The sequence below is a fragment of the Dermabacter vaginalis genome, from assembly GCF_001678905.1.
Classification (GTDB): Bacteria; Actinomycetota; Actinomycetes; order Actinomycetales; family Dermabacteraceae; genus Dermabacter; species Dermabacter vaginalis.
This window is the reverse complement of sequence record NZ_CP012117.1, coordinates 1725430-1749428: the sequence shown is the minus strand read 5'-3', so window position 1 is coordinate 1749428 and position 23999 is coordinate 1725430. Positions and strand designations below refer to the sequence as shown.

Annotated in this window: 17 protein-coding genes, 3 tRNA genes and 4 rRNA genes; all 24 read left to right on the top strand. The window is 60.7% G+C overall.

Going from position 1 to position 23999, the window contains the following annotated elements:
• Window positions 1-102 precede the first annotated feature (102 nt).
• The 24 genes from DAD186_RS07715 (at window position 103) to DAD186_RS07600 (ending at window position 23958) form a co-directional block, all read left to right on the top strand.
• Window positions 103-1620: ribosomal RNA gene (locus DAD186_RS07715) — 16S ribosomal RNA — on the top strand.
• Between the two features lie 374 nt (window positions 1621-1994).
• Window positions 1995-5055 (top strand): 23S ribosomal RNA (locus DAD186_RS07710).
• A gap of 113 nt (window positions 5056-5168) precedes the next feature.
• A 5S ribosomal RNA gene (gene rrf, locus DAD186_RS07705) occupies window positions 5169-5285 on the top strand.
• Between the two features lie 88 nt (window positions 5286-5373).
• Window positions 5374-5490: ribosomal RNA gene (gene rrf / locus DAD186_RS07700) — 5S ribosomal RNA — on the top strand.
• The 16S, 23S and 5S rRNA genes sit together here, the layout of an rRNA operon.
• A 189-nt stretch (window positions 5491-5679) precedes the next feature.
• The gene (locus DAD186_RS07695) at window positions 5680-6684 is read left to right on the top strand and encodes a polyprenyl synthetase family protein (protein WP_065248168.1); all 1005 of its coding nucleotides are present in this window, start codon (window positions 5680-5682) and stop codon (window positions 6682-6684) included.
• 153 nt (window positions 6685-6837) lie between these two features.
• Window positions 6838-7815 carry a PP2C family protein-serine/threonine phosphatase gene (locus tag DAD186_RS07690; protein ID WP_065248167.1) on the top strand — a complete coding sequence of 326 codons (978 nt, stop codon included), beginning with the start codon at window positions 6838-6840 and terminating at the stop codon, window positions 7813-7815.
• A gap of 121 nt (window positions 7816-7936) precedes the next feature.
• Window positions 7937-12094, top strand: a complete 4158-nt coding sequence (locus DAD186_RS07685) for an FtsK/SpoIIIE domain-containing protein (RefSeq protein ID WP_065248166.1) — start codon at window positions 7937-7939, stop codon at window positions 12092-12094.
• A 173-nt stretch (window positions 12095-12267) separates the two neighbouring features.
• Window positions 12268-12534: a WXG100 family type VII secretion target gene (locus DAD186_RS07680; protein ID WP_065248165.1), complete on the top strand. Its 267-nt coding sequence runs from the start codon at window positions 12268-12270 to the stop codon at window positions 12532-12534.
• Window positions 12535-12680: 146 nt separating this feature from the next.
• Window positions 12681-12944, top strand: coding sequence for a hypothetical protein (locus tag DAD186_RS07675; protein ID WP_065248164.1), 264 nt, complete (start codon window positions 12681-12683; stop codon window positions 12942-12944).
• 39 nt (window positions 12945-12983) lie between these two features.
• Window positions 12984-13256: a hypothetical protein gene (locus tag DAD186_RS07670; protein WP_065248163.1), complete on the top strand. Its 273-nt coding sequence runs from the start codon at window positions 12984-12986 to the stop codon at window positions 13254-13256.
• Between the two features lie 332 nt (window positions 13257-13588).
• Window positions 13589-13670, top strand: a tRNA-Tyr gene (locus DAD186_RS07665).
• Window positions 13671-13765: 95 nt separating this feature from the next.
• Window positions 13766-13838, top strand: a tRNA-Thr gene (locus tag DAD186_RS07660).
• Window positions 13839-13895: 57 nt separating this feature from the next.
• Window positions 13896-13972 (top strand) — tRNA-Met (locus DAD186_RS07655).
• Window positions 13973-14065: 93 nt separating this feature from the next.
• Complete coding sequence (gene rpmG / locus DAD186_RS07650) at window positions 14066-14236, top strand: 50S ribosomal protein L33 (protein ID WP_016665062.1); 171 nt, start codon at window positions 14066-14068, stop codon at window positions 14234-14236.
• Between the two features lie 200 nt (window positions 14237-14436).
• The gene (locus DAD186_RS07645) at window positions 14437-14889 is read left to right on the top strand and encodes an FAS1-like dehydratase domain-containing protein (RefSeq protein WP_065248162.1); all 453 of its coding nucleotides are present in this window, start codon (window positions 14437-14439) and stop codon (window positions 14887-14889) included.
• Between the two features lie 6 nt (window positions 14890-14895).
• Entirely contained in the window at window positions 14896-15330 is a 435-nt protein-coding gene (locus tag DAD186_RS07640; protein WP_065248161.1) for a MaoC/PaaZ C-terminal domain-containing protein, read from the top strand.
• Window positions 15327-16445: a UDP-N-acetylmuramate dehydrogenase gene (locus DAD186_RS07635; protein ID WP_065248797.1), complete on the top strand. Its 1119-nt coding sequence runs from the start codon at window positions 15327-15329 to the stop codon at window positions 16443-16445. The genes DAD186_RS07640 and DAD186_RS07635 overlap by 4 nt, the downstream gene beginning before the upstream one ends.
• 97 nt (window positions 16446-16542) lie before the next feature.
• Window positions 16543-17811: a serine hydroxymethyltransferase gene (gene glyA, locus DAD186_RS07630; RefSeq protein WP_065248160.1), complete on the top strand. Its 1269-nt coding sequence runs from the start codon at window positions 16543-16545 to the stop codon at window positions 17809-17811.
• A 29-nt stretch (window positions 17812-17840) separates the two neighbouring features.
• On the top strand, window positions 17841-18743 hold the full coding sequence (locus DAD186_RS07625) for a bifunctional methylenetetrahydrofolate dehydrogenase/methenyltetrahydrofolate cyclohydrolase (protein WP_065248159.1): 903 nt from the start codon (window positions 17841-17843) through the stop codon (window positions 18741-18743).
• Window positions 18744-18879: 136 nt separating this feature from the next.
• Complete coding sequence (locus tag DAD186_RS07620) at window positions 18880-19701, top strand: exodeoxyribonuclease III (RefSeq protein WP_208854253.1); 822 nt, start codon at window positions 18880-18882, stop codon at window positions 19699-19701.
• A 130-nt stretch (window positions 19702-19831) separates the two neighbouring features.
• Window positions 19832-20344: a copper chaperone PCu(A)C gene (locus tag DAD186_RS07615; RefSeq protein ID WP_065248795.1), complete on the top strand. Its 513-nt coding sequence runs from the start codon at window positions 19832-19834 to the stop codon at window positions 20342-20344.
• Entirely contained in the window at window positions 20341-21585 is a 1245-nt protein-coding gene (locus tag DAD186_RS07610) for a Dyp-type peroxidase (protein WP_065248158.1), read from the top strand. The genes DAD186_RS07615 and DAD186_RS07610 overlap by 4 nt, the downstream gene beginning before the upstream one ends.
• 26 nt (window positions 21586-21611) lie before the next feature.
• A complete protein-coding gene (locus DAD186_RS07605) occupies window positions 21612-22733 on the top strand; it encodes a mannose-1-phosphate guanylyltransferase (RefSeq protein ID WP_065248157.1) in 1122 nt (373 codons plus the stop codon).
• A gap of 130 nt (window positions 22734-22863) precedes the next feature.
• Window positions 22864-23958 (top strand): BMP family lipoprotein, encoded by a 1095-nt coding sequence (locus DAD186_RS07600; protein ID WP_065248156.1) that lies wholly within the window; start codon window positions 22864-22866, stop codon window positions 23956-23958.
• Window positions 23959-23999 lie beyond the last annotated feature (41 nt).

Genomic DNA, 23999 nt, shown 5'->3' with positions numbered 1-23999 from the left:
CCAATTTTTTTTGGCAGGAACATTGAATTTCTTGTTCAATTTCTGGATGGTCAGCGTAATGTTGATTGTTTTGTTTCTGCTGGGTTTAGATTTTTCTGTTTTTTAATGGAGAGTTTGATCCTGGCTCAGGACGAACGCTGGCGGCGTGCTTAACACATGCAAGTCGAACGATGAAGCTGTGCTTGCACAGTGGATTAGTGGCGAACGGGTGAGTAACACGTGAGTAACCTGCCCTTCACTTTGGGATAACTCCGAGAAATCGGGGCTAATACCGGATATGACTACTGGCCGCATGGTTGGTGGTGGAAAGTTTTTCGGTGAGGGATGGGCTCGCGGCCTATCAGTTTGTTGGTGAGGTAGTGGCTCACCAAGGCGATGACGGGTAGCCGGCCTGAGAGGGCGACCGGCCACACTGGGACTGAGACACGGCCCAGACTCCTACGGGAGGCAGCAGTGGGGAATATTGCACAATGGGCGAAAGCCTGATGCAGCGACGCCGCGTGGGGGATGACGGCCTTCGGGTTGTAAACCTCTTTCAGCAAGGAAGAAGCGAAAGTGACGGTACTTGCAGAAGAAGCGCCGGCTAACTACGTGCCAGCAGCCGCGGTAATACGTAGGGCGCAAGCGTTGTCCGGAATTATTGGGCGTAAAGAGCTTGTAGGTGGCTTGTCGCGTCTGCCGTGAAAACCCGAGGCTTAACCTTGGGCGTGCGGTGGGTACGGGCAGGCTAGAGTGCGGTAGGGGAGACTGGAATTCCTGGTGTAGCGGTGAAATGCGCAGATATCAGGAGGAACACCGATGGCGAAGGCAGGTCTCTGGGCCGTTACTGACACTGAGAAGCGAAAGCATGGGGAGCGAACAGGATTAGATACCCTGGTAGTCCATGCCGTAAACGTTGGGCACTAGGTGTGGGGAGCATTCCACGTTTTCCGCGCCGTAGCTAACGCATTAAGTGCCCCGCCTGGGGAGTACGGCCGCAAGGCTAAAACTCAAAGGAATTGACGGGGGCCCGCACAAGCGGCGGAGCATGCGGATTAATTCGATGCAACGCGAAGAACCTTACCAAGGCTTGACATGCACTGGATCGCTGCAGAGATGTGGTTTTCTTTGGACTGGTGCACAGGTGGTGCATGGTTGTCGTCAGCTCGTGTCGTGAGATGTTGGGTTAAGTCCCGCAACGAGCGCAACCCTCGTTCCATGTTGCCAGCACTTCGGGTGGGGACTCATGGGAGACTGCCGGGGTCAACTCGGAGGAAGGTGGGGACGACGTCAAATCATCATGCCCCTTATGTCTTGGGCTTCACGCGTGCTACAATGGTCGGTACAATGGGTTGCGATACTGTGAGGTGGAGCTAATCCCAAAAAGCCGGTCTCAGTTCGGATTGGGGTCTGCAACTCGACCCTATGAAGTCGGAGTCGCTAGTAATCGCAGATCAGCAATGCTGCGGTGAATACGTTCCCGGGCCTTGTACACACCGCCCGTCAAGTCACGAAAGTCGGTAACACCCGAAGCCGATGGCCCAAGCTTTTTGCGGGGAGTCGTCGAAGGTGGGATCGGTGATTGGGACTAAGTCGTAACAAGGTAGCCGTACCGGAAGGTGCGGCTGGATCACCTCCTTTCTAAGGAGTTTACTTTTGCCCTGCACCGCCACGTTTGTGGTGGTGTGCGTGTTCTGTGCCGAGTGTGTGCAGCGCGTATGGGCTGGGTGGAACATCAATAAAAGACGTGTTGCTTTGTGCTGGTGCTGAGTACGCCCTGCTTGTGTGGGGTTGGAATGGTGCTGGGACTTAGGTGGCGTGTTGTGGGCACACTATTGGGGTGTGAGGCTGCATGTGCGGTCTTTCCCCCCTGGGGCTGCTGGCTTTGTGGTTGGTGGTTTTCGGGTGTGGGGGTGTTGTTTGTCAACTGCATAGTGGACGCGAGCATCTTGTAAGCAATTTTTTGTTACAGATAGTTCAATGATTTTTTGGTCTATGTGTTCATTTTCGAGTGTTTCTAAGTTACTTAGAGCATACGGTGGATGCCTGGGCACAAGGAGCCGATGAAGGACGTGGGAGTCTGCGATAAGCCTCGGGGAGGTGACAACCGACCTGTGATCCGGGGGTGTCCGAATGGGGAAACCCGCCGCGGCGTGAGTCGTGGTACCCGCCACTGAATGTATAGGTGGTGTGGGGGGAACGAGGGGAAGTGAAACATCTCAGTACCCTCAGGAAGAGAAAACAATAGTGATTGCGTGAGTAGTGGCGAGCGAAAGCGTAGGAGGCTAAACCATGCTGGTGTGAGACTCGGTAGGGGTTGCTGGTGTGGGGTTGTGGGGTGCATTTACACAATATCTACCGGTGTTGTGGCGTTGTGGTGTGTGGTAGGTGAAGCCTTGTGAGTGAGGCGCCATAGTGGGTGTGAGTCCCGTAGCTGAAACTGCATGGCCAGGCGTGGTGTTGCCCCGAGTAGGGCCGGGCTCGTGGAATCCGGTGTGAATCTGCCAGGACCACCTGGTAAGCCTAAATACTTCCTTGTGACCGATAGCGGACTAGTACCGTGAGGGAAAGGTGAAAAGTACCCCGGGAGGGGAGTGAAAGAGTACCTGAAACCGTGTGCTTACAATCCGTCGGAGCCTTGAGGGGTGACGGCGTGCCTATTGAAAAATGAGCCTGCGAGTTAGTGGTCGGTGGCGAGGTTAACCTGTGTGGGGTAGCCGTAGCGAAAGCGAGTCTGAATGGGGCGTTGAGTCGCCGGCTCTAGACCCGAAGCGAAGTGATCTATCCATGGGCAGTGTGAAGCGCGGGTAAGACCGTGTGGAGGCGCGAACCCACTTCAGTTGAAAATGGAGGGGATGACCTGTGGATAGGGGTGAAAGGCCAATCAAACTTCGTGATAGCTGGTTCTCCCCGAAATGCATTTAGGTGCAGCGTTGCGTGTTTCGTGCTGGAGGTAGAGCACTGGATAGGCGATGGGCCCCACCGGGTTACTGACCTTAGCCAAACTCCGAATGCCGGTACGTGAGAGCGTAGCAGTGAGACTGTGGGGGATAAGCTTCATGGTCGAGAGGGAAACAGCCCAGAACATCAGCTAAGGCCCCTAAGCGTGTGCTAAGTGGGAAAGGATGTGGAGTTGCTGAGACAACCAGGAGGTTGGCTTAGAAGCAGCCACCCTTGAAAGAGTGCGTAATAGCTCACTGGTCAAGTGATTCTGCGCCGATAATGTAGCGGGGCTCAAGTACACCGCCGAAGCTGTGTCACTCCATTTTTTGGGGTGGGTAGGGGAGCGTCGTGTGGCCGGTGAAGCTGCGGGGGAACCCAGTGGTGGAGGCTATGCGAGTGAGAATGCAGGCATGAGTAGCGAAAGACGGGTGAGAAACCCGTCCTCCGAATGATCAAGGGTTCCGGGGCTAGGTTAATCCGCCCCGGGTTAGTCGGGACCTAAGGCGAGGCCGACAGGCGTAGTCGATGGATAACGGGTTGATATTCCCGTACCGATAGTGTGAGGACCCATACCGAGGCGTGTGATGCTAACCACCCGAGCTTCCCCTTCCTTCCCTTTGGGTTGGTTGGTGGTGGTGAGGCTGGGAACCGAGCGCGTATTAGGTCAGCGTGTGGGATGACGCAGTGAGGTAGCTTCCGCGGGGTAATGGTTGTCCCCGTTCAAGCGAGCAGCCCGAGTGCGAGTAATGTTGCGCTCTTTAGGGTGAGTCGTGATGAGGACCCTTTGTGGGGTAGGTGGGTGATCCTGGACTGCCGAGAAAAGTTCCGGCGTGACGAGCACTATTGCCCGTACCCTAAACCGACTCAGGTGATCAGGTAGAGAATACTAAGGAGTTCGAGAGAATCGTGGTTAAGGAACTCGGCAAAATGCCCCCGTAACTTCGGGAGAAGGGGGGCCTGAGGTGTGAGAGCACTGATGGCCGCAGAGACCAGGGAGAAGCGACTGTTTACTAAAAACACAGGTCCGTGCGAAGACGTAAGTCGCTGTATACGGACTGACGCCTGCCCGGTGCTGGAAGGTTAAGAGGACTGGTTAGCCCCTTGTGGGCGAAGCTGAGAATTTAAGCCCCAGTAAACGGCGGTGGTAACTATAACCATCCTAAGGTAGCGAAATTCCTTGTCGGGTAAGTTCCGACCTGCACGAATGGCGTAACGACTTCTCCACTGTCTCAACCGCGAACTCGGCGAAATTGCATTACGAGTAAAGATGCTCGTTACGCGCAGCAGGACGGAAAGACCCCGGGACCTTTACTATAGTTTGGTATTGGTGTTCGGAACGGCTTGTGTAGGATAGGTGGGAGACTGAGAAGCTGGCACGCTAGTGTTGGTGGAGTCGTTGTTGAAATACCACTCTGGTCGTTTTGGATTCCTCACTTCGAGCCATGATCTGGTTCAGGGACAGTGCCTGATGGGTAGTTTAACTGGGGCGGTTGCCTCCTAAAGAGTAACGGAGGCGCTCAAAGGTTCCCTCAGCCTGGTTGGCAATCAGGTGTTGAGTGTAAGTGCACAAGGGAGCTTGACTGCGAGACAGACATGTCGGGCAGGAGCGAAAGCTGGAACTAGTGACCCGGCACCTCATTGTGGAATGGGTGTCGCTCAACGGATAAAAGGTACCCCGGGGATAACAGGCTGATCTTGCCCAAGAGCTCATATCGACGGCATGGTTTGGCACCTCGATGTCGGCTCGTCGCATCCTGGGGCTGGAGTTGGTCCCAAGGGTTAGGCTGTTCGCCTATTAAAGCGGTACGCGAGCTGGGTTTAGAACGTCGTGAGACAGTTCGGTCCCTATCCGCTGCGCGCGTTGGATATTTGAGAAGGCCTGTCCCTAGTACGAGAGGACCGGGATGGACTAACCTCTGGTGTGCCAGTTGTTCTGCCAAGGGCATGGCTGGTTGGCTACGTTGGGAAGGGATAACCGCTGAAAGCATCTAAGCGGGAAGCCTGCTTCGAGATGAGATATCCGTACATTTTTGTGTGGGAGGTCCCCTGTAGATGACGGGGTTGATAGGCCAGATGTGGAAGCGTAGTAATGCGTGGAGCTGACTGGTACTAATTGGCCGATGACTTATCTGCACTCTTCTTGTTGCTTCTTGTGTGTGTTCGCGTTCACTGTGTGGTTGACATTCCACACCCCTGATTTCTCACCTGGCCCTGTTTGTTTGGGGTTTGGGGGGTTGGTTGATTGTTTCGGTGGTCATTGCGTTGGGGAAACGCCCGGTTCCATTCCGAACCCGGAAGCTAAGCTCAACTGCGCCGATGGTACTGCACTCGGGAGGGTGTGGGAGAGTAGGACACCGCCGAACTATTCTTCTCGATCGCTCGCGCAAAGATGCGCTGAGCTGATCGTAAAATTTCATAGTGGTGCTGCTTTTCGCAGCCTCGCCAAAGTTTTTCGGCGGTCATAGCGTTGGGGAAACGCCCGGTTCCATTCCGAACCCGGAAGCTAAGCCTAACTGCGCCGATGGTACTGCACTCGGGAGGGTGTGGGAGAGTAGGACGCCGCCGAAATTATTCGTCGAAAACCCCGGTCACCCGACCGGGGTTTTCTTTTTGCCCGGAAACCGTCGGAGGTCCCGTGACCCTCCCCATGGAAGACCATTTCACGCACTTGCTGCGCTGCGCCCAGCCGTAAATGCCGATAGAGTTAACCCCTGTAGTTCGTTCGCAGGGAACGGGCCCGTCAGGTAAAGGACAGTGATGGCGAGCTTCACGATGGAGGACATCGACCCTTCCCTCGCGGAATCTATCCAGAGTGGCCTCGAGGCTGTTGAAGAAAGGCTTCACGCCGCTGTTGCGTCGTCTGACCCGATGATGCGTTCAACGGCGCCGTATCTCCTTGACGCTGGTGGTAAGCGCGTGCGTCCCGTCCTCGTGATGCTCGCCGCCGCTTTTGGGGACATCTCTGAGCCGCAACTCGTTGACGCGGGAGCTCTCGTAGAACTCACTCATCTCGCGACTCTCTATCACGATGATGTCATGGATGCGGCAGAGACTCGTCGGGGTACCACCGCTGCGCATCGTGTGTGGGGTAACCACATTGCGATCCTGACGGGGGATTTTCTTCTTGCCCGCGCGAGCGCTATGAGCGCGAATCTCGGCTCTGAGATCGTGGGGATCCACGCCCACACGTTTGAGCGTCTATGCCTAGGCCAGCTCAATGAAACCGTCGGCCCCAGCGAAGGCGATGATCCCTTCGCCCATTACATTGACGTGCTCTCCAATAAGACCGGCTCACTGATTGCGACCGCAGGTGTGCTCGGTGCCAAGATCGCGAAAGCGCCCGAGAGCGTCGTCTCCGTTATGCGGGAGTACGGCGAAGCCGTGGGCGTGGCATTCCAACTCGCCGACGACGTGATCGACATTCGTGCAACTGCGGAAGAATCGGGAAAAACCCCCGGGACTGACCTCCGTGAGGGGGTTCCCACCATGCCGAGTTTGCTGCTTCGCGCGCACGTGGCGGAGCATCCCGATGACGCGGCCTCGGCGAATTTGCTCGCCGCACTCGACGCTGACCTCTCGAGTGATGAGAGGCTTGCCGAAGTTGTTGAAGCGCTTTCGGTCCATCCCGTTGTCGACGAAACTGAAAAGCTCGCAGCAAGCTACGGCGATCGTGCCCTTGCCCTCGTGGACTCGCTGCCCGCGGGCCCCGCGCGCGATGCTCTTACGGCCTTTACGGTATCGCTTGTGCGACGTCGCGCCTAAGGAGCGTGCGCTCCTGCGACGTTCAGCGCTTCTCGCTATGCTTAAGCGTGCGCCGTACACGGCGTGCGCATGCCTCGCGGTGCCCTTTTACAGTGGATCGCAGCTCAATGTGCATAGGCCTTCCGGCCCGAATGCGTGCTCGACTAAGGTGAAGTGAACGAACTCGTGAATGCAGACCTCTCATTGCGGGCCGAACGGCACGCTGAAGACTTCGGTATCGCCTCGACCGGGGCGACTGACGTCGGTCTTGTACGGTCGGTCAACGAAGATTCTTTTATCGCGTTTGACCCGATCTTCCTCGTGGCTGATGGCATGGGTGGCCACAATGCTGGGGAGGTTGCGAGCGGCATCGTTGCCGATGAGTTTGCAGCTCTTGCGGGCGGCGATTACATCGAACTTGAGGACGTCGCAGATGCGATGGTTCGCTCATATGAGCGAATTGCTAGCCTCGACGATGATTCCGGACGCAGCGCCGGCACGACAGTGGCGATGGTGGCTCTTACGCTTCATGAATCCGAGCCCCATTGGCTCGTCATGAACCTTGGCGATTCTCGCGTCTACATGCTCCGAGACGGCGAATTTTCCCAGGTCAGTGTGGATCACTCGGTAGTCCAAGAACTTGTGGATCGCGGTGAGATCACGCTCGACCAGGCACGGGTCCACCCCTACCGCAACATGATTACGCGTGCACTTGGTGCCGGTCCGGACACGCGCCCCGATTTCTGGCTTATACCGGTGCGTCTTGGCGATCGCTTCCTTGTCTGTAGCGACGGCGTGACGGGGGAAGTCAGCGATGGCGAGCTGCATTCCATGCTCGAAGAGTCATCGGCGGCGGACCTTGTTGCGCAACGCATCGTTGATACGGCAGTCGCCCATGGTGGGCGCGATAACGCGACGGCCGTTGTGGTGAGCGCCGTTGAACCGAGTGCTTCGGGCGCCTATGGTGAGCATATTTTTACGACCGTCGATCGTCTCGAGTTGCCCGTCATCGCCGATGAGCACGCGCTCGACGAAAGCGAAGAGGGCGCAGCTGAACACGGGCAGGCCGTCGAAGGCCAGGATGCGCTTCGTGAAGGCGAAGCCGCCGTCGGCACCCCCGAGAGCGAAAGGGAGGAGCCTGAAGGCCGCTGACGCGCCCCGCTTCTCGCTCCACACGACCCCGCTTTCCACAAACGTGGAGAGCGGGGTTTCTCGTTCCTCGGCGCCACGCCATCCTTGAGGCTGCAGTGGCGATCGAGGGGAAGGTGGCGTCGTGACGCTTCTCGTGGAGGTCATCCCTCCTTGCCAAAACCCCGTAGTTCTCGAGGTTTCCGCGGATTCAACCGTGTGCACGGGGGAGTTCGTCGAGAGATTGCGGCACCATTTCGGCCTCGATGGTGAAGGGTATGCGCTGAGAGTGGGGCAGCGGAGCCAACAGGGATTTCCCGGCGCACTGCTCGCCAATGAGCAACTTCTGCACGTTTCTGGGTTGATGTCAGGCATGAGCGTCGAGCTCGTGCAGGCATCCGTAGAGGTTGAGCGCCCAGGCGAAAGAATCCCCTCCTCGTGGGAGCTCGTATTGGAGCGCAATGGAGTTCAGCGTGTCGTTCCGCTCGAGAAGGGGCTCTCGTCGATCGGGTCGTCAACAACGTGCACAGTCACGCTCGAGCACGGTGATGTTGCGAGCACCCACGCCTACCTCGAAACGTGTGCCGAGGTGAAGATTCACGCTGCTCAAGGTGCGATCCTGAAAAACGCCGATGGCGGGCAGGTGAGAGGCGCTTACCTCAAGCCCGATTCGTGCGTGTACGTGGGGCAATGGAAAGTGGGGGTTCGGCATCGCGCCGGCGCCGACGTCGTTGTCAACGATTCGCCCGCGCGCGCCTACCTTCCTCCCGCGCGCATTGAGCTGGCGGAGCCCGCACGGGAGATCGCTCTGCCGCGAGTACCGCGGCCAGCGACGGCACCACCTTTTCCAACGGTGAGCCTTCTCGTGCCGCTCATGATCGCCGGAGTGATGTACACGCTCACACGGAGCAGTTTCGTCATCATGCTTGCAGTCGTCATGCCGGCAATGGCACTCGCACACTATTGGTCGCAATGCGCACGGGTGCGCAAGGAAAGTTCGCGGGCACTGCGGGAGTTTGAGGAAGCGGTTGACGAGGCGAAAGCCGAGGTGCACGGGGCACACGAGGGCGAGAAGGCGCGCCTAGGCGCGATGCTCCCTGCCGCTTGCGTTATTGCCGAATGGGATTCGCCCAAACGTGGCGATCTGTGGGCGCTACGAGAAGAACACAGCGATTTCTTGACGCTCCGACTCGGTACGGGTCGAGTCGAGAGCGCGGTGCAGCTCAAAGGAGAGACCCTGGCCGAAGGCCCACGCGAACAGCGAGGGGAGCTCGAGATGCTCCGCGAGTCAGCCCGCATGTTCGAAGGGCCCGTGACTGTCTCTCTTCGGCAGGCACGCGGCCTGGGCATCACCGGTGCGGGACGCATGGGATGTGTGGTGGGTCTTGGAGTACAGCTTGGTGGGCGGCATTCACCTTCCGACGTTCGCCTCGCCCTCGTGTGCTCTTCGGATGCGTGCGAAAACGCCCGGGGTCTCGCGTGGCTTCCCCATGCACGAAGTTCCGATGGAGGGAAGGTGCAGATTCTCGAGAGCGACGAGGCCGTCATCGCTTGGGCTGCTCGTCACATGCCTGATCTCAGCGGCGATACCGAAGGAGGCAGTTCGCATGTCGTGATCCTCGCGCTTGACCCGACCCCCGCTCAGCTCACCTCACTCTCGGTCCTCGTGGAAGCGTGGGAGGCACGTGGAGAACGAGGGCCACGCCTTATCGTGACGGCAGCGGATAGCGCGCACCTTCCCGGTGTGTGCAGCGCACTTCTCGAGGTTGAGGGGAACGACGGAGTCTTCTGGCAACGAGGCGAGGTGGCGCCCATCGCGCTCAACGCATGCGAAGGCGTCAGTAAGGAAGCCGCACACGTATGGGCACGAAGACTTGCCTCCTTGATGGATGCGCGAAGCCGAGAACACGCGAACGAGGCCATTCCCGCGACCGTATCGCTTCTCGATGTGAACGGCGTGGAGCGGCATGAACTTCGAATGAGTCTCTCTCGCGCCTGGCGCACGAATGACCGCGCCGAGGCCCGCACGCTTGATGCTCTTGTAGGGTACGGCGAGACCGGGCCACTCACGATCCCGCTTCGCACGTGGGGGCCGCACGCTCTTGTTGCCGGAACAACGGGATCGGGAAAGTCGGAGTTTCTTCAATCGTGGATTCTCAGCCTTGCACTTCGGTATTCACCGCGTCGTCTCACATTCCTTTTCGTGGACTATAAGGGCGGCGCAGGGCTCGGCGAGTGCGCGCTTTTGCCCCATTGCACTGGGCTCGTGACTGACCTTGGGTCCGATCTCGTGACGCGTGCACTCGTCTCCCTCAAAGCGGAACTACGTTATCGAGAGGAGCTCTTGGCGCGATGCGGCGCGAAAGACAGCGACGACTATGCGGAGCGTGGTGGTGATGATCTGCCCGCTTTCGTCATAGTCGTTGACGAGTTCGCAGCCCTTCGAGATCACTGCCCCGAGTTTCTCGAAGGACTCATTGATGTGGCGCAGCGAGGGCGCTCGCTTGGCATCCACCTGATTCTTGCGACACAGAGACCCGCGGGGATCGTGAGCGAGCGCCTTCGCGCGAATGTCAGCCTTCGCATCGCGCTTCGCTTGAGCGATACCGCCGATTCGCTCGATGTCATCGGGTCGAAGGCAGCAGCTCAAATTTCACTCGACACCCCCGGTCGAGCCGTTGTGAGTGCCGTGGGAGCGGGCCTCCAGCACGAGGCGCAAATGGCATACGCGGGTGCTCGTGGAGAGGACGATCGTTCTACGAGGTTAGGTGTGTCCCTCGCGCATGCCATGAACGATGAGGAAGCGACGAAGGGGTTCAATACGCAACTGCGGCTCACGAGCGGTGAGCCTTCCCGCGGAGAGGATCGGGGTCCCACCGATGCAAGCCTTGTGGTGAAAGAAGCGATTGACGCCTGGGCTCGAAGTGGAGAAACCGTTCGCGCGCCATGGCTCCCACCGCTCGCGGAAAGCTACGAGGGGGAGAAGCTCGTTCAGGATTGGGGATTGCCGGCGCCTTTTGCGCTCGTGGACGATCCATCGCGCCAACGACGCACCGTCGCGAGGCTAGGTCCACCGGGATCGGTCTACGGAGTTTACGGCGCCTCCGGCACTGGTCGCAGCACGAGCATCGTGAATATCGTGCGAGCGACCCGTACTGCACAGGAGAGGCCGCGCCTCTTCATTCTCGACTCAGTGAGCAAAGGACTTCGGGGACTGGTCGATGAAACCCAGGCAGTCGCGTATGTGGCGGGAGACGACACCGCTTCCGTGTTGAGAATGCTTCGGCACCTGACGAATACCAAGGGCGAGGTGGGACCGTCGATTCTCGCCATTGACTCGTGTGCCGACCTCTGCCACGAAGCCCATCCGAGCGATCGAGAAGACATCCTCTCGCTTCTCGGTGCCCTTGCGCGGACGGCCCGTGCCCGCAGGCTCACGCTCATCATTGGCGCTTCAGGACCGAGCGAATTGCCGCGGAGCCTCGAGACCGCGTGCACCGAACGAATCGTGCATCGTCTTTCGCGTGCGGAAGACTACGCGATGTGCGGCACGACTGTGAGGCTTTCCGAGTCAGCGCCCGTGGGGCGGGTGAGTATCGGAGGCCGTGAAGCACAGATAGCGCTCTTCGAGGAGCCTTCCGTGCGCGGGGATAATCGCCGTCGCGCATGCCTCGAGGCTTTCGTGCTCGCAAGGCGCACACTTGGCACCCGCGAGGCAGTCGCGCTCGTGCGGGATTCGACGCGTGCTCTCGTGGGCTTCTCTCACGCCGATGGCGAGCCCGTCTCGCTGCCACTCAAGGGCGGGGGTCTCATCGTGGGAGGTGAGGGGAGCGATCGCCTTGCACTTCTCGAATCTCTGGCCGCTCTTGCTCGGGATCGTGAGATTCTTCGTCTGCCCCAAAGCACCTCCGGCAATGGGGCAGAGGCGTGCCGCGTTCTCGAGCGAGCGAGTGCGTTGGGGCCGAAGGCCTTTGTCATCCTCGACAACGTCGCGGACCTCGAGTCGGACTCCGATGCGGCAGAGATCGGTGTCGCCGCACGGACTGCACTTGCAGCAGGGGCATGTGTTTTTGGTGGGCTCGAGGGCGGTTCGTTCTCGAGGCTTGGTGCGCTCGGGCCGATCCTCGCGCACGCGGGGTGCGGTATCGTTCTCGGTTCTCGAGAGGCGGAGGTGTTCACGGTTTTTGGCCGCACTCCGCCGCGAACGAGATGGGCGAATGCCCCCGATGTCGCGTGGCTCGTTGAGGGCGCTGACTGTCGACTCATCGTTCCCGCATATGCACGCGAGTACTGCCATGGATAGCTGTCAAAGCGCCCAGCCTCGCGCGAAAAGGATGAGGCGTGGCCGTGCCGCCGTGACGCGGTACCGCTGCTGTCACCTTTGGCGCTCAAAGAGCGCATTCACCACTTTTCCAACCCACCGGAATACCGCTGATTCAGAACAGCGCTACAGCACATCACTACTGAGGAGCACACATGTTTGAAGGAATGGACCCCGCGGCGGTTGAGCGGCTGAGCACGCTCATGTCGCTCAGCGCAGAAAGCTGGAGGCATGCGGGCGAGGAACTACGCGCACTCGTCAATGCACTTGCGTGGAAGGGCCCAGATGCCGAAGCCTTCGCGAATACAGCTGAGGAAGCGCACGCCCGATTCATCGCCGTAGCCGACATGCTCAGGCAGTTGGCACGCCTACTTGAGGAACAATCCTCGGAGCAACGACGAGCGTCGGGCTTTGTGCGTTAGGCGGGAGCAGCGTCACAGCGCCAAAAGTTCTCCACATGGGAACCGGCGGGTCGTGCTCCACAGGACTTTTGCTCTTTGCGAAGCCGTAGCGTGAAGGTGTCGGCATGATCGACGAGGGCACGGGCCCTCATGAAAGGAGAATACGCATGATGAAGGGAATGGACCCCGGGAGCGTCGAAAGCATGGCTGGTGCGCTGGAGGCGCTCGGCACCTCGCTTCGCGACATGGGGAACAACGCTGTGAGCACCGTTCAGTCGCTCGAATGGGTGGGCGAGGATCGCGAGAACTTCCTCTCGCAACTCGGCACTCTCGCCCACGCCAGCGACGACAACGCTGCGAGGCTCGGGCTTTTGGCTGAAAATGCACGCGGTCAGGTTGCCGAACAGCAAGCAGCCTCGAGCGCCGGCTAGCGGCAGCACACCAACACCACTAAGGATCAAGGGGGAAACATGAACACGACTTTTATCGGAATGTCGCCCGAACAGGGCGTCTCTGCAGGCGAGAGCCTTGTGTCACTCGCGACAGCAACGACGAGCGCCCTGAATTCGGCACGCGAAAGCGTTCAGTCGGCGCAATGGGTCGGAGAGGACCGAGACTCGTTCGTCGCGAACTTTGAAACTCTCGCGACCGCAATCGAAACGCTTTTGACGAATCTCCGCACCCACGGCGAGCAGGTCAAGCAAGAGGCGGCTGAGCAGATGCAAGCCTCGGCGGCGTCGTAGAGCAAGCCGCTCGAGCAACGAAGCCTCCGCGTGGTTTTCGCGAAGGGGGTGACGGAGCTCTCGAAAAACCGTGCGAACGGCTACAGAGAAAACCGTGCGAACGGCTTTTAGGAAAGACGGGGCGAAGGGGATACGGGGGAGGAAAACAGGGGCACCGCGGCCTCAGTAGCCGCGGTGCCCCTGCTCGTGGCAAAGCCGAAGTTCGGGGCTCTGTGAGAGGGAACACGGGCGCCAGCAGCCATTCTGCGTGGACGAAAGCGCAAAGGCTCGCTAGTATTGATCAGGTTCGCTTCGCGATATCGCGCCATATCGGGCGCGGATCCGGCGAGCAGGGCAGGTTACCCTAGCGGCCAAAGGGATCTGACTGTAAATCAGACGGCTCAGCCTTCGGGGGTTCGAATCCCTCACCTGCCACGCAGATTGCCTCCACGTGAGTGGCTGTGATCCGCCGCACCGAGGACTTCCCGGAATTGCCTAGGTTCGCAAAACACGGTAAGTTTTCACGCGTTGCCCTGATAGCTCAGTCGGCAGAGCATCTCCATGGTAAGGAGAAGGTCAAGGGTTCGATTCCCTTTCAGGGCTCTGATCGGATGGCGGCCCGGCACCGAAGAATCGGTGTCGGGCCGCAATTCCGATCGAGCCGGGGTAGCTCAGACGGTCAGAGCGCACGACTCATAATCGTGAGGTCGCGGGTTCGATCCCCGCCCTCGGTACCACTCCAGGTTTCCCTGGCGTGTTGATGTGCCTGCATGCCGCAGGCGACAGGACCCGCGTATGCAAGATGCGCGCGAAACGGAAAGAGGCGAGTCATGGCAGCGAAAAGCTCTGACGTGCGTCCTAAGATCACCTTGGCGTGCGTAGATTGCAAGAACCGCAACTACATCACCAAGAAGAACCGCCGCAACACCCCTGACCGCCTCGAGCTTAAGAAGTACTGCTCGACGTGCGCCAGCAGCACGGTTCACCGCGAAACCCGCTGATCCACACGCACATACTCATCAAGAAGCCACCCCGGGTGCGTTCTTCGGAGATTCTCCGCTGAGCCGCCCACGAGGGTGGCTTTTTGCTTGGTGCTTTCGGCGATTAGCGCCACACCGCAAGCAGCGAGATGCAACCGGATACGATGAAAATCCCCGCGCGCCACGACCTGGCAGCGCGATTAATCGAAGGGTAGGAACCAATGGCATCGCCTCATCCCGACTTCGCGGGCCGCGTTTACGAAAGCGGGCCCAGCGTACGAGTTTCGGAAACGAAAATCCGAGAGTTTGCCGCGGCCACTGGAAACACGCATGCTTTCACGACGAGCGAGGAAGCCGCACGCGAGGCCGGCTATAGCGCGATCGTTGCCCCTCCCACGTTCCTCGTTACCCTCGCTCAGGCTGAGGAAGCGCGGTACATCAACGATCCCGAGGCCGGAATCGACTTCTCACGTGTTGTGCACTCTGAAGAATCATTCGAGCTCGAGCGCGCGATTGTCGCGGGCGACGAGCTCATCCCCACTCTGACCGTCGAGGCCGTCAAGCAGGTTGGCCCGCACGCGATGGTGACGACGCGTGTGGACTTCATGGACCACGCGAAGGCACACGTTGCGAGCGTCCGCTCGTCGCTCGTTGTTCGAGGCGAGGAAGGCTAAGAAAATATGACTACTCCTACCGTTCCCACACTCGAGGCGCTCGCCAAAGGTGACGTCATTGTCAGCGAGACCCGTTCCTTTACCCGTGACACCCTCGTGCGGTACGCGGGTGCTTCGGGCGACTTCAATCCGATCCACTACAACGATGCTTTTGCGCACGAGGTGGGGCTGCCCTCCGTCATTGCGCATGGAATGCTCACGATGGGTACCGTTATTGCCCCGGTGCTCGAGTGGCTTGGCGATCCGGGTCGCCTCGTCTCGTATGAGACGCGTTTTACCCGGCCGATCGAGGTCCCCGCACTCGAAGCAGTGGACGTTGAGATCGAGGCAGTCGTCGGACTCCTCAAGCCCGAAGACGGCACAGCGCGGATTGACATCACGGCAAGCGTGAATGGTCAGAAGGTCCTCACGAAGTGCCGCGCGGTGGTGAAGCTCGCGTGAAGCTTTCTGATCTCACGACCCTGCGTGTCGGCGGGGAAGTCTCTACGTACGTCGAGGCCCGAACCGAGGATGAACTCATCGCCGCCGTGCGCGCTGCTGATGCCGCGGGCGACGAACTTCTCGTTCTCGGTGGTGGCTCGAATCTTGTCGCGTCGAGCGATCCCTTCAAGGGGACCGTGGTTCGGGCAATCGGCGAGGACCACCCCGCGTGGATTGAGGCTTCGTGCGAGGTGTCGACGACCGGCGAGGCACGCCCTACCGATCGTACGCCGCTCGCGGCGGCATGTGGCGGCGCGACCGTCGAATATTTCGCCGGTACGTCGTGGGATGCCGCCGTCGCCTACGCGGTCGAACGCGAGATGGTCGGCATCGAAGCGCTCTCGGGAATCCCCGGCACTGTTGGTGCAACCCCGATTCAAAATGTCGGAGCGTATGGGCAGGAGGTCTCCTCCGTGATCACGCGTGTGCGTACGTGGGATCGGCTCGAGAACCAGGTGCGCACGTTTTTTGCTGCTGATTGCCAATTCGCCTACCGTGACTCGCTCTTCAAGCGCACGCGCATGCCGCAAGGCGGTGCGACCGGGCGTTACGTCGTGCTGTCGGTGACTTTCCAACATCAGCTTGGTTCCCTTTCGGCACCCGTGAAATACGCTCAGCTCGCCGAGCGACTCGGCATTCGCGTGGGCGAGCGTGCCCCGATGCGTGAAGTGCGCGAGGCTGTGCTTGAGGTCCGGGCCCGTAAGGGGATGGTCCTCGATGCCAGTGACCACGACACCTGGAGCGCGGGAAGCTTCTTTACGAACCCGATCCTTTCGCGGGAAGCAGCAGAAATCCTCCCAGAGGAGGCTCCCCGATACGAGGCCGAGGGCGGGATTAAGACGAGCGCGGCGTGGCTCATTAGCCACTCGGGCCTCGAGCGCGGCTTCACTCTTACACCGGAGCGAAGCGGCGCCGCTCTTTCCACCAAGCATTCGCTTGCCCTCACGAATCGGGGGGAGGCCACGAGTGGGGACATCGCGGAGCTTGCTGAGCATGTGCGTTCACGCGTGCACGAGAGCTTCGGTGTGTGGCTTGAACCGGAGCCCGTCCGTCTGAATGTTCGGATAGGCGCATAGGCACCGGGCCGACGCTTGCCTGCGTACCACTGTTGCCTCGCTCACGCAGTGTTTACACTCAAGCAGGACATAAGTCTTGATTCGCGAAGGAGCGCACATGAACACGCATGGTGAATCGATCGCTACGGTCGACCCGGAGATCGCCAAGGTTCTGGACCAGGAACTTCACCGCCAGCAAACCACCCTCGAGATGATTGCGAGTGAGAACTTCGTTCCGCGCGCGGTCCTCCAAGCCCAGGGCTCGGTTCTCACCAACAAGTATGCCGAGGGCTACCCGGGCAAGCGCTACTACGGTGGTTGCGAATACGTTGATGTCGCTGAGAACCTCGCGATCGAGCGTGCGAAGTCTCTCTTTGGTGCGGATCACGCGAACGTCCAGCCCCACTCGGGCGCGTCGGCGAATGCGGCGGTCATGCATGCTCTCGCGAACGCGGGTGACACCCTCATGGGGCTCTCCCTCGCACACGGCGGCCACCTCACTCACGGCATGAAGATCAACTTCTCGGGCAAGCTTTACAACATCGCGGCCTACGAGGTTGATCCGGAGACCGGCCGCATCGACATGGACCACGTGCGTGAGCAGGCACTTGAGGCGCGTCCGAATGTGATCGTCGCCGGTTGGTCGGCGTATCCGCGTCAGCTCGAGTTCGAGGCCTTCCGCTCGATCGCCGATGAGGTCGGCGCGAAGCTCTGGGTTGATATGGCGCACTTCTCTGGGCTCGTGGCGGCGGGCCTTCACCCGAGCCCGGTGCCGTTCGCCGATGTCGTCTCGACGACCGTGCACAAGACTCTTGCCGGCCCGCGCTCGGGCATGCTTCTCGCGAAGCAGGACTTCGCAAAGAAGGTTGATTCCGCTGTGTTCCCGGGGCAGCAGGGCGGCCCGCTTATGCACGTGATTGCCGCGAAGGCCGTCGCGCTCAAGCTCGCCGCAACGGAGGAGTTCAAGGAGCGCCAGCAGCGTACCCTCGAGGGCGCACAGATTCTCGCGGAGCGTCTCGGGGAAGCCGATGCGAAGGAAGCCGGCGTTGAGCTGCTCACGGGTGGTACCGACGTGCACCTCGTGCTCGTTGACTTGCGCAAGTCCTCAATCGACGGCCAGCAGGCCGAGGATCTCCTCCACGAGATTGGCATCACCGTCAACCGCAATGCGGTCCCGAACGATCCGCGCCCGCCGCGTGTGACGTCAGGTTTGCGCATCGGCACTCCCGCGCTTGCGACGCGCGGGTTCGGTGCGGCCGAGTTCACCGAGGTTGCCGACGTGATCGCGACGGCACTCACCGGCAAAGGCGATATCGAGCAGCTGCGCGGTCGCGTGCGCACACTCGCCGAAAATACGCCCCTGTACGCCGACCTCACCCAGTACTGAGAATCCACGACGTAAGGAGTAATGACGCTATGACTGCACAAATTCTCGACGGCAAAGCTACGGCCAAGACCATTAAGGAAGAACTTCGCGAACGCGTGGAGAAGATCGTTGCTGAAGGCGCGGTTCGCCCTGGCCTTGCGACCGTGCTCGTAGGCGCGGACCCGGCCTCGGAGATCTACGTTGCCGGTAAGCACCGCGATTCCGAGGCCATCGGCATCAATTCGATTCGCAAGGACCTGCCCGAGGAGACGACTCAGGAGGAACTCTTCGCAGTCCTCGATGAGCTCAATGCCGACGCGGCCTGCACGGGCTACATCGTGCAGCTTCCCTTGCCGAAGCACATCGATACCGACGCGGTTCTCGAGTACATCGACCCGCAGAAGGATGCCGATGGTCTTCATCCCGTGAACCTTGGCCGGCTCGTGCTCAACGTCAACAAGCCCATCACCACCCCGCTGCCGTGCACACCTCGCGCGGCAATTGAGCTCGCGAAGCGTCACGGTATCGATTTCAACGGCAAGCACGTCGTCGTCGTGGGCCGCGGTGTGACAGTAGGGCGCCCCATCGCGTCCCTTCTCACGCGTCGCGAGCATAATGCGACCGTCACCCTTACGCACACCGGCACTAAGAACCTCCCGGAGCTCCTCAAGCAGGCCGACATCGTGATCGCCGCTGCTGGTGTGCCGCATCTCGTGAAGGCAGCCGACCTTCGCGACGATGCTGTCGTGCTCGACGTCGGTGTGACGCGCGAACCGGATCCGGAAACGGGCAAGCAGAAGATCAAGGGCGATGTCGAGCCCGCTGCTAAGGACAAAGTCGCCTGGATCAGCCCGAACCCGGGTGGCGTCGGCCCCATGACTCGCGCGCTGCTCATGCAGAACGTTGTCGAGTCGGCCGAGCGCGCGTGGGAAGCCGAAAAGGCTAAGCGCTGATACCCGAGTTGCCTTGCACGTTCACTGTGTAGAACGATCGTGGGGTGACTGACGGCAGGGACCCGTCCTTCGTGGGGCGGGTTCCTCCCCGTTAAATCGGGTGCGAGCGCGCCCGTGGATGAATGAAGGAGTAAGTGTGACTTTCACGGTGGCGACGGTTAACGTCAACGGTATGCGGGCGGCGGCTCGCAAAGGTATGGGGGAGTGGCTTGCCTCGTGCGGCGCAGACGTCGTCACCTTCCAGGAGGTGCGTGCACCCGAGGACCTCGTCGAGGGGCTCGTGGGACAGGGGTGGCGGTCGGCTGCCCACGCCTCGATGCTCAAGGGCCGCGCGGGGGTTGCGATCGCGGTGCGCGAGGGGCTCGAAGGGGCGAACATGGGGGAGGTCCGACGCCTGCTTCCCGGCCTTGATGCGGATGCGCACACCGGGCGCTGGCTCGAACTCGACGTCGAGGACCCACTTGGCGATGGCACGGACCTGACCGTGATCTCCATGTACATGCACTCGGGAAATGTCGACAAGCCTCAAACGATGGCCGATAAGTACGAGATGCTCGAGGGTGCCTGGTTGCGCCTCGAGGAACTGCGTGCGAGTGGGCGCCACGTGCTTCTCACGGGGGACCTCAATATCGCGCACACGAACCTCGACATTAAAAACTGGAAGGGCAACCTCAAGAGCGCAGGTTTCCTTCCTGAAGAGCGCGCCTACATCGATCGCCTGCTCGAGGCGGGGGAATGGGTTGATGTGCACCGCGCGCTCGCTGGCGATGTGCCCGGGCCGTACACGTGGTGGTCGCAGCGCGGGAAAGCCTTCGATAACGATTCGGGCTGGAGGATCGACTACCACCTGGCCTCGAAGGGGCTCGCCGCGCGGGCTGCGTCCTCACGCGTCGACAGGGCTGCGAGCTACGACACGCGCTGGAGTGATCACGCCCCGCTCGTCGTGACTTACGAGTAAATTGCGAGCAGAAAAAGATGGGTGTGCCCTCGGCGAAGGTTCGGGTGCACGAACAGAAAGCGATGTGACAGTGGTGAACGCTGGATGGCGTATCAATCGCCGTGGTTTTGTAGGGCTCGCGAGTCTCAGCATGGTTGCTCTTGCCGGTTGTTCGGAACAGCCCGAGAAGGATGCCTCATCGAAGGCGCAGCAACCGTCGGAGGCCGCGGATGCTCACGATGGCAGCGTGAAGGTGAGCGACGCATGGGTGAAGGCAGCCGACCCCGCTGACACCGACATGACCGCAGTGTTCGCGTCCCTCACCTACGCGGGCGGTGCACAGGAGAGCGTGCGGATCACGGGTGCGCGTTGCGATGCGGCGGACATGTGCATGCTCCACGAGGTTGTGACAGAAAACGGTAAGAGCACGATGCGCGAAGCTGAGGGCGGATTCACGCTCAAGGCTGGCGAGAGCTTCATGCTCGAACCCGGTGGCCCGCACATCATGCTCATGGGGCTGACGAAGCCCCTTGCCGCTGGCGAGAGCATTGCGCTCACCCTCGAAATCGAGGGTATGGATGACGTGGACTTCACCGCAATCGTCAAGGACTTCGCAGGCGCCGAGGAAAACTATGGCGACATGGGCAGTGACGACGGCCAGTGAGACCCGATGGTGACAGGCGAGCTTTTCTCGCCGCAGGCCTCGTTGGAGCTGCGGGACTCGGTCTTGGAGCGGCGGGCGCGAGCGCATACCACGCTGCAGGGGGCGAGAATGCCGAGCGCACGACACCACTCCCTACCGAGGAGGAGCTCGACAAGCGCCGCATCGTGGGCGAGGCGCGCGAGAGCTTTTATGGCCCGCACCAGGCGGGCATCGCCGAGCCACCACTCGCGCACGGGGTCTTCATCGCCCTTGGCCTCCGCCCGAAAACGGAGAGAGGCGGCCTCGAACGAATGCTGAGGCTCCTCAGCGACGATGCTGCGAGGCTGACGCAGGGGCGTGCCCCGCTCGCCGACACGGAGCCTGAACTCGCCGATGCGCCCGCACGGCTTCGGGTGATGTTTGCCCTCGGCGAGAAGGCGGTCGCGCTCGCTGGTGTTGAGCCGCCCTCGTGGCTGAGGCCGCTGCCAGCGTTTGAGATCGACAGGCTCGAGGAGCGTTGGTCGGGCGGAGACGTGCTGATCGCCCTGCAATCGGACGACCCGATCGCGCTCGCCCACGCTCAACGGATGCTGCTCAAGGATTCGCGCGCGTTCTGCACGCTCACCTGGGTGCAAAAGGGTTTCAGGAACGCGCGCTTTGCTGCCCCCACGGGGTCTCAAAGGAATCTGTTTGGGCAGATTGACGGGACGGTGAACCCGGAGGGCAGCGGTCTCGACACGCACGTATGGATCACCGATGGTCCGTTCGCCGGTGGCTGTTCGATGGTGGTGCGCAGGATCGCGATGGACGTTGACGAGTGGGACCGTGTGGACCGCGTGGGTCGCGAGTTTTCCGTGGGGCGACGGATGTCCGACGGCGCCCCGCTCGCCGGTGGGCCAGGCGAGAACGGCGAGGCCGATTTTGCCGCAAAGGACAAGCACGGATTTCACGTGATCGGCGAATACTCCCATATGCGGCGCGCGAGGTTGGCGGACGACGGTACGCGCCACGAGCATGAGCAGATTCTCCGACGGCCCTTCAACTACGACGATGCCCCCACCGGGAGCGAGATCTCGAACACCGGGCTTATTTTCGTGAGCTATCAGCGCGACGTCGACGAACAGTTCGTCCCCATGCAACAGCGGCTTTCCGACGGCGACTTACTCAATACATGGACGACGCCGATTGGCTCGGCTGTGTTTGTGGTCCTTCCCGGGTGCCGCGAGGGCGGTTTTGTCGGGCAGAGTCTCTTTCAGCGTTGACGCACCGGCTCCGTTAGCCTTGGCCTATGACCACCTCCTCCCCGTTTATTCCCGTCATTCCGGCTGGAGGCTCAGGCACGAGGCTCTGGCCGCTTTCGCGTCAGAGCCACCCGAAGTTTCTCCTCGACCTTGAGGGCAACGGTGCGAGTCTCCTTGTCAATACTCTCGAGCGTCTCGCGCCCCTGTCCTCGGCGCGACCCATTATCGTGACGGGGCGTGCGCACCGTGAGGCAGTTGCCGCCCAGGTTGGCGACGGTGCCCAGATCCTTTCCGAGCCGAGTGGAAAAAACTCGATGCCAGCGATCGCGTGGGCTGCCGCGCTTGCCGAACGCGAGCACCCTGGTGCCATCATTGGCTCCTTCGCAGCCGACCACGTGATCGCACCGAAGGAAGACTTCTGGAAGGGCGTCTACAGCGCGATCGCCGCTGCGGAGCTCGGCTACCTCGCGACCATCGGGATTGAACCCACGTCGGCGTCGAGTGCTTTCGGGTACATCGAGACCTGCCCGTCAGATGCGGCCGATGAGGACGCGATTGCCCTGCGCTCCGCGGGAGCTTTAAACGTTGCCCGTTTCGTCGAAAAACCGGATGCCGCGACCGCTACCGAGTTCGTGCGAAGCGGACGTTTCATGTGGAATGCGGGGATGTTTGTCGTGAAGGCGCGCGTGCTGCTGGAAGCCCTCGACGATCTCCATCCCGAGATTAGCGACGCCGCACGAGCTCTCGCGCTCGAGGAGACCGGGGGAGAGCTTTCGGGGGAGGGCGAAGCGATCTGGGCGAGCCTCGAGCCGATCGCGATTGATCATGCGCTCGCGGAGCCGCTCGCCTCGCGCGGGGCGGTCGCCGTCGTGCCCGCGAGCTTCGCATGGGACGACATCGGAGACTTTCGGGCGCTCGCGCGAGTTGTGCGCGGCGAAAAGGAAACAGACGGCGAATTGGGGGTCGCGGGGACCGCCAAGGTCGTGAGTGTCGATTCTCGGGCGCGCGTGTATTCGAACTCCGAGCGGCCGATCGCCCTGGTGGGTCTCGATGGCATTAGCGTCGTCGAAGCAGGGGACGTTTTGCTAGTCGTGGACGAGGCGAAAGCGCAAGACGTCGGGGCACTCGTGAAGCGGCTAGAAGCGGAAGGTCTGGAGGGGCTTTTATAGGCTTCAGACGGGTGCTCCCTAGATTCCGAGTCTGGGAGTGCATTCAGGTTAACGGAGCGTTACATTATGAGAAGGGTGCTCGGATCGGCCGGGCGCACCGTCAACTCATTCCCTCACGTTGGAGGCAATTGTGAAGTCCCTTTCCCGCGCGGCCGCACTGCTCGGTGCCGGCGCCCTCGTTCTCTCCGCCTGTGGCACTCCTCCCGAAGAATCCGGGGCCGATTCCGGTTCCGGCAAGGGCAGCGACTTCAAGGCATGCATGGTGTCCGATTCGGGCGGCTTCGACGACAAGTCGTTCAACGAATCTGGCTTCAACGGCCTCACGACCCTCAAAGAGGACAAGGGCTATAAGGTCCAGACCGCCGAGTCGTCGAGTGAGGCGGACTTCGCCCCCAACCTGCAGAACATGGTGCAGGGCGACTGCAACATGATTTACGCTGTCGGCTACCTCTTCTCGAAGACCATCAAGGCCGAGGCCGAGGCGAACCCCGATACCCATTACGCCATCATCGACGCGACGGCGCAGGATGCGGATGGCAATCCCGTCGAGGTCGAGAACGTCAAGCCCCTCACGTTCGACACCGCCCAGGCCGCTTACCTTGCGGGTTACGTGGCAGCGGGTACCACCAAGACCGGTACGGTTGCCACCTACGGTGGCGGGAAGATTCCCACGGTGACGATCTTCATGGACGGTTTTGCCGATGGCGTCGCAAAGTACAACGAAGCCCACGGCACGAACGTTAAGGTCCTCGGTTGGAACAAGGACAGCCAGGACGGCTCCTTCACCGGCGACTTTGAGGACCAGACCAAGGGCAAGGCCCTCACCGAAGGTTTCATCTCTCAGGGTGCCGACATCATCATGCCGGTGGCGGGCCCCGTCGGTGCAGGCACCCTCGCGGCCGCGAAGGAAAAGGACGGCGTCATGGTCGTGTGGGTCGACTCCGACGGCGTTGAGACCAACCCCGACGCAAAGGACGTCATCCTCACCTCGGTGGTGAAGGAGATTGCAGCCGCAGTCGAGACGACCGGCACGGAGGCTGCTGAAGGTAAGTTCACGAACGAGCCGTACGTGGGCACCCTCGAAAACGGTGGCGTCGGTCTTGCTTCCTACCACGAGTTCGATAGCAAGATCCCCGCAGAACTGAAGAAGGAAGTCGAAGACCTCCAGAAGCAGATCGTCAGTGGCGAGATCGAAGTGACCTCGCCCGCTTCGCCTCAGCACTGAGCATTAGCCCTCAGTTATCTGTGACGAGCATTACTCGCTAG

Excerpts from the sequence above, each read along its gene's own strand:
- DAD186_RS07670 (WP_065248163.1), top strand. The coding sequence starts at position 12,984 with ATGAACACGACTTTTATCGGAATGTCGCCCGAACAGGGCGTCTCTGCA.
- DAD186_RS07695 (WP_065248168.1), top strand. The coding sequence starts at position 5,680 with ATGGCGAGCTTCACGATGGAGGACATCGACCCTTCCCTCGCGGAATCT.
- rpmG (WP_016665062.1), top strand. The coding sequence starts at position 14,066 with ATGGCAGCGAAAAGCTCTGACGTGCGTCCTAAGATCACCTTGGCGTGC.
- DAD186_RS07680 (WP_065248165.1), top strand. The coding sequence starts at position 12,268 with ATGTTTGAAGGAATGGACCCCGCGGCGGTTGAGCGGCTGAGCACGCTC.
- DAD186_RS07645 (WP_065248162.1), top strand. The coding sequence starts at position 14,437 with ATGGCATCGCCTCATCCCGACTTCGCGGGCCGCGTTTACGAAAGCGGG.
- glyA (WP_065248160.1), top strand. The coding sequence starts at position 16,543 with ATGAACACGCATGGTGAATCGATCGCTACGGTCGACCCGGAGATCGCC.
- DAD186_RS07675 (WP_065248164.1), top strand. The coding sequence starts at position 12,681 with ATGATGAAGGGAATGGACCCCGGGAGCGTCGAAAGCATGGCTGGTGCG.
- DAD186_RS07640 (WP_065248161.1), top strand. The coding sequence starts at position 14,896 with ATGACTACTCCTACCGTTCCCACACTCGAGGCGCTCGCCAAAGGTGAC.
- DAD186_RS07615 (WP_065248795.1), top strand. The coding sequence starts at position 19,832 with ATGGTTGCTCTTGCCGGTTGTTCGGAACAGCCCGAGAAGGATGCCTCA.
- DAD186_RS07625 (WP_065248159.1), top strand. The coding sequence starts at position 17,841 with ATGACTGCACAAATTCTCGACGGCAAAGCTACGGCCAAGACCATTAAG.
- DAD186_RS07605 (WP_065248157.1), top strand. The coding sequence starts at position 21,612 with ATGACCACCTCCTCCCCGTTTATTCCCGTCATTCCGGCTGGAGGCTCA.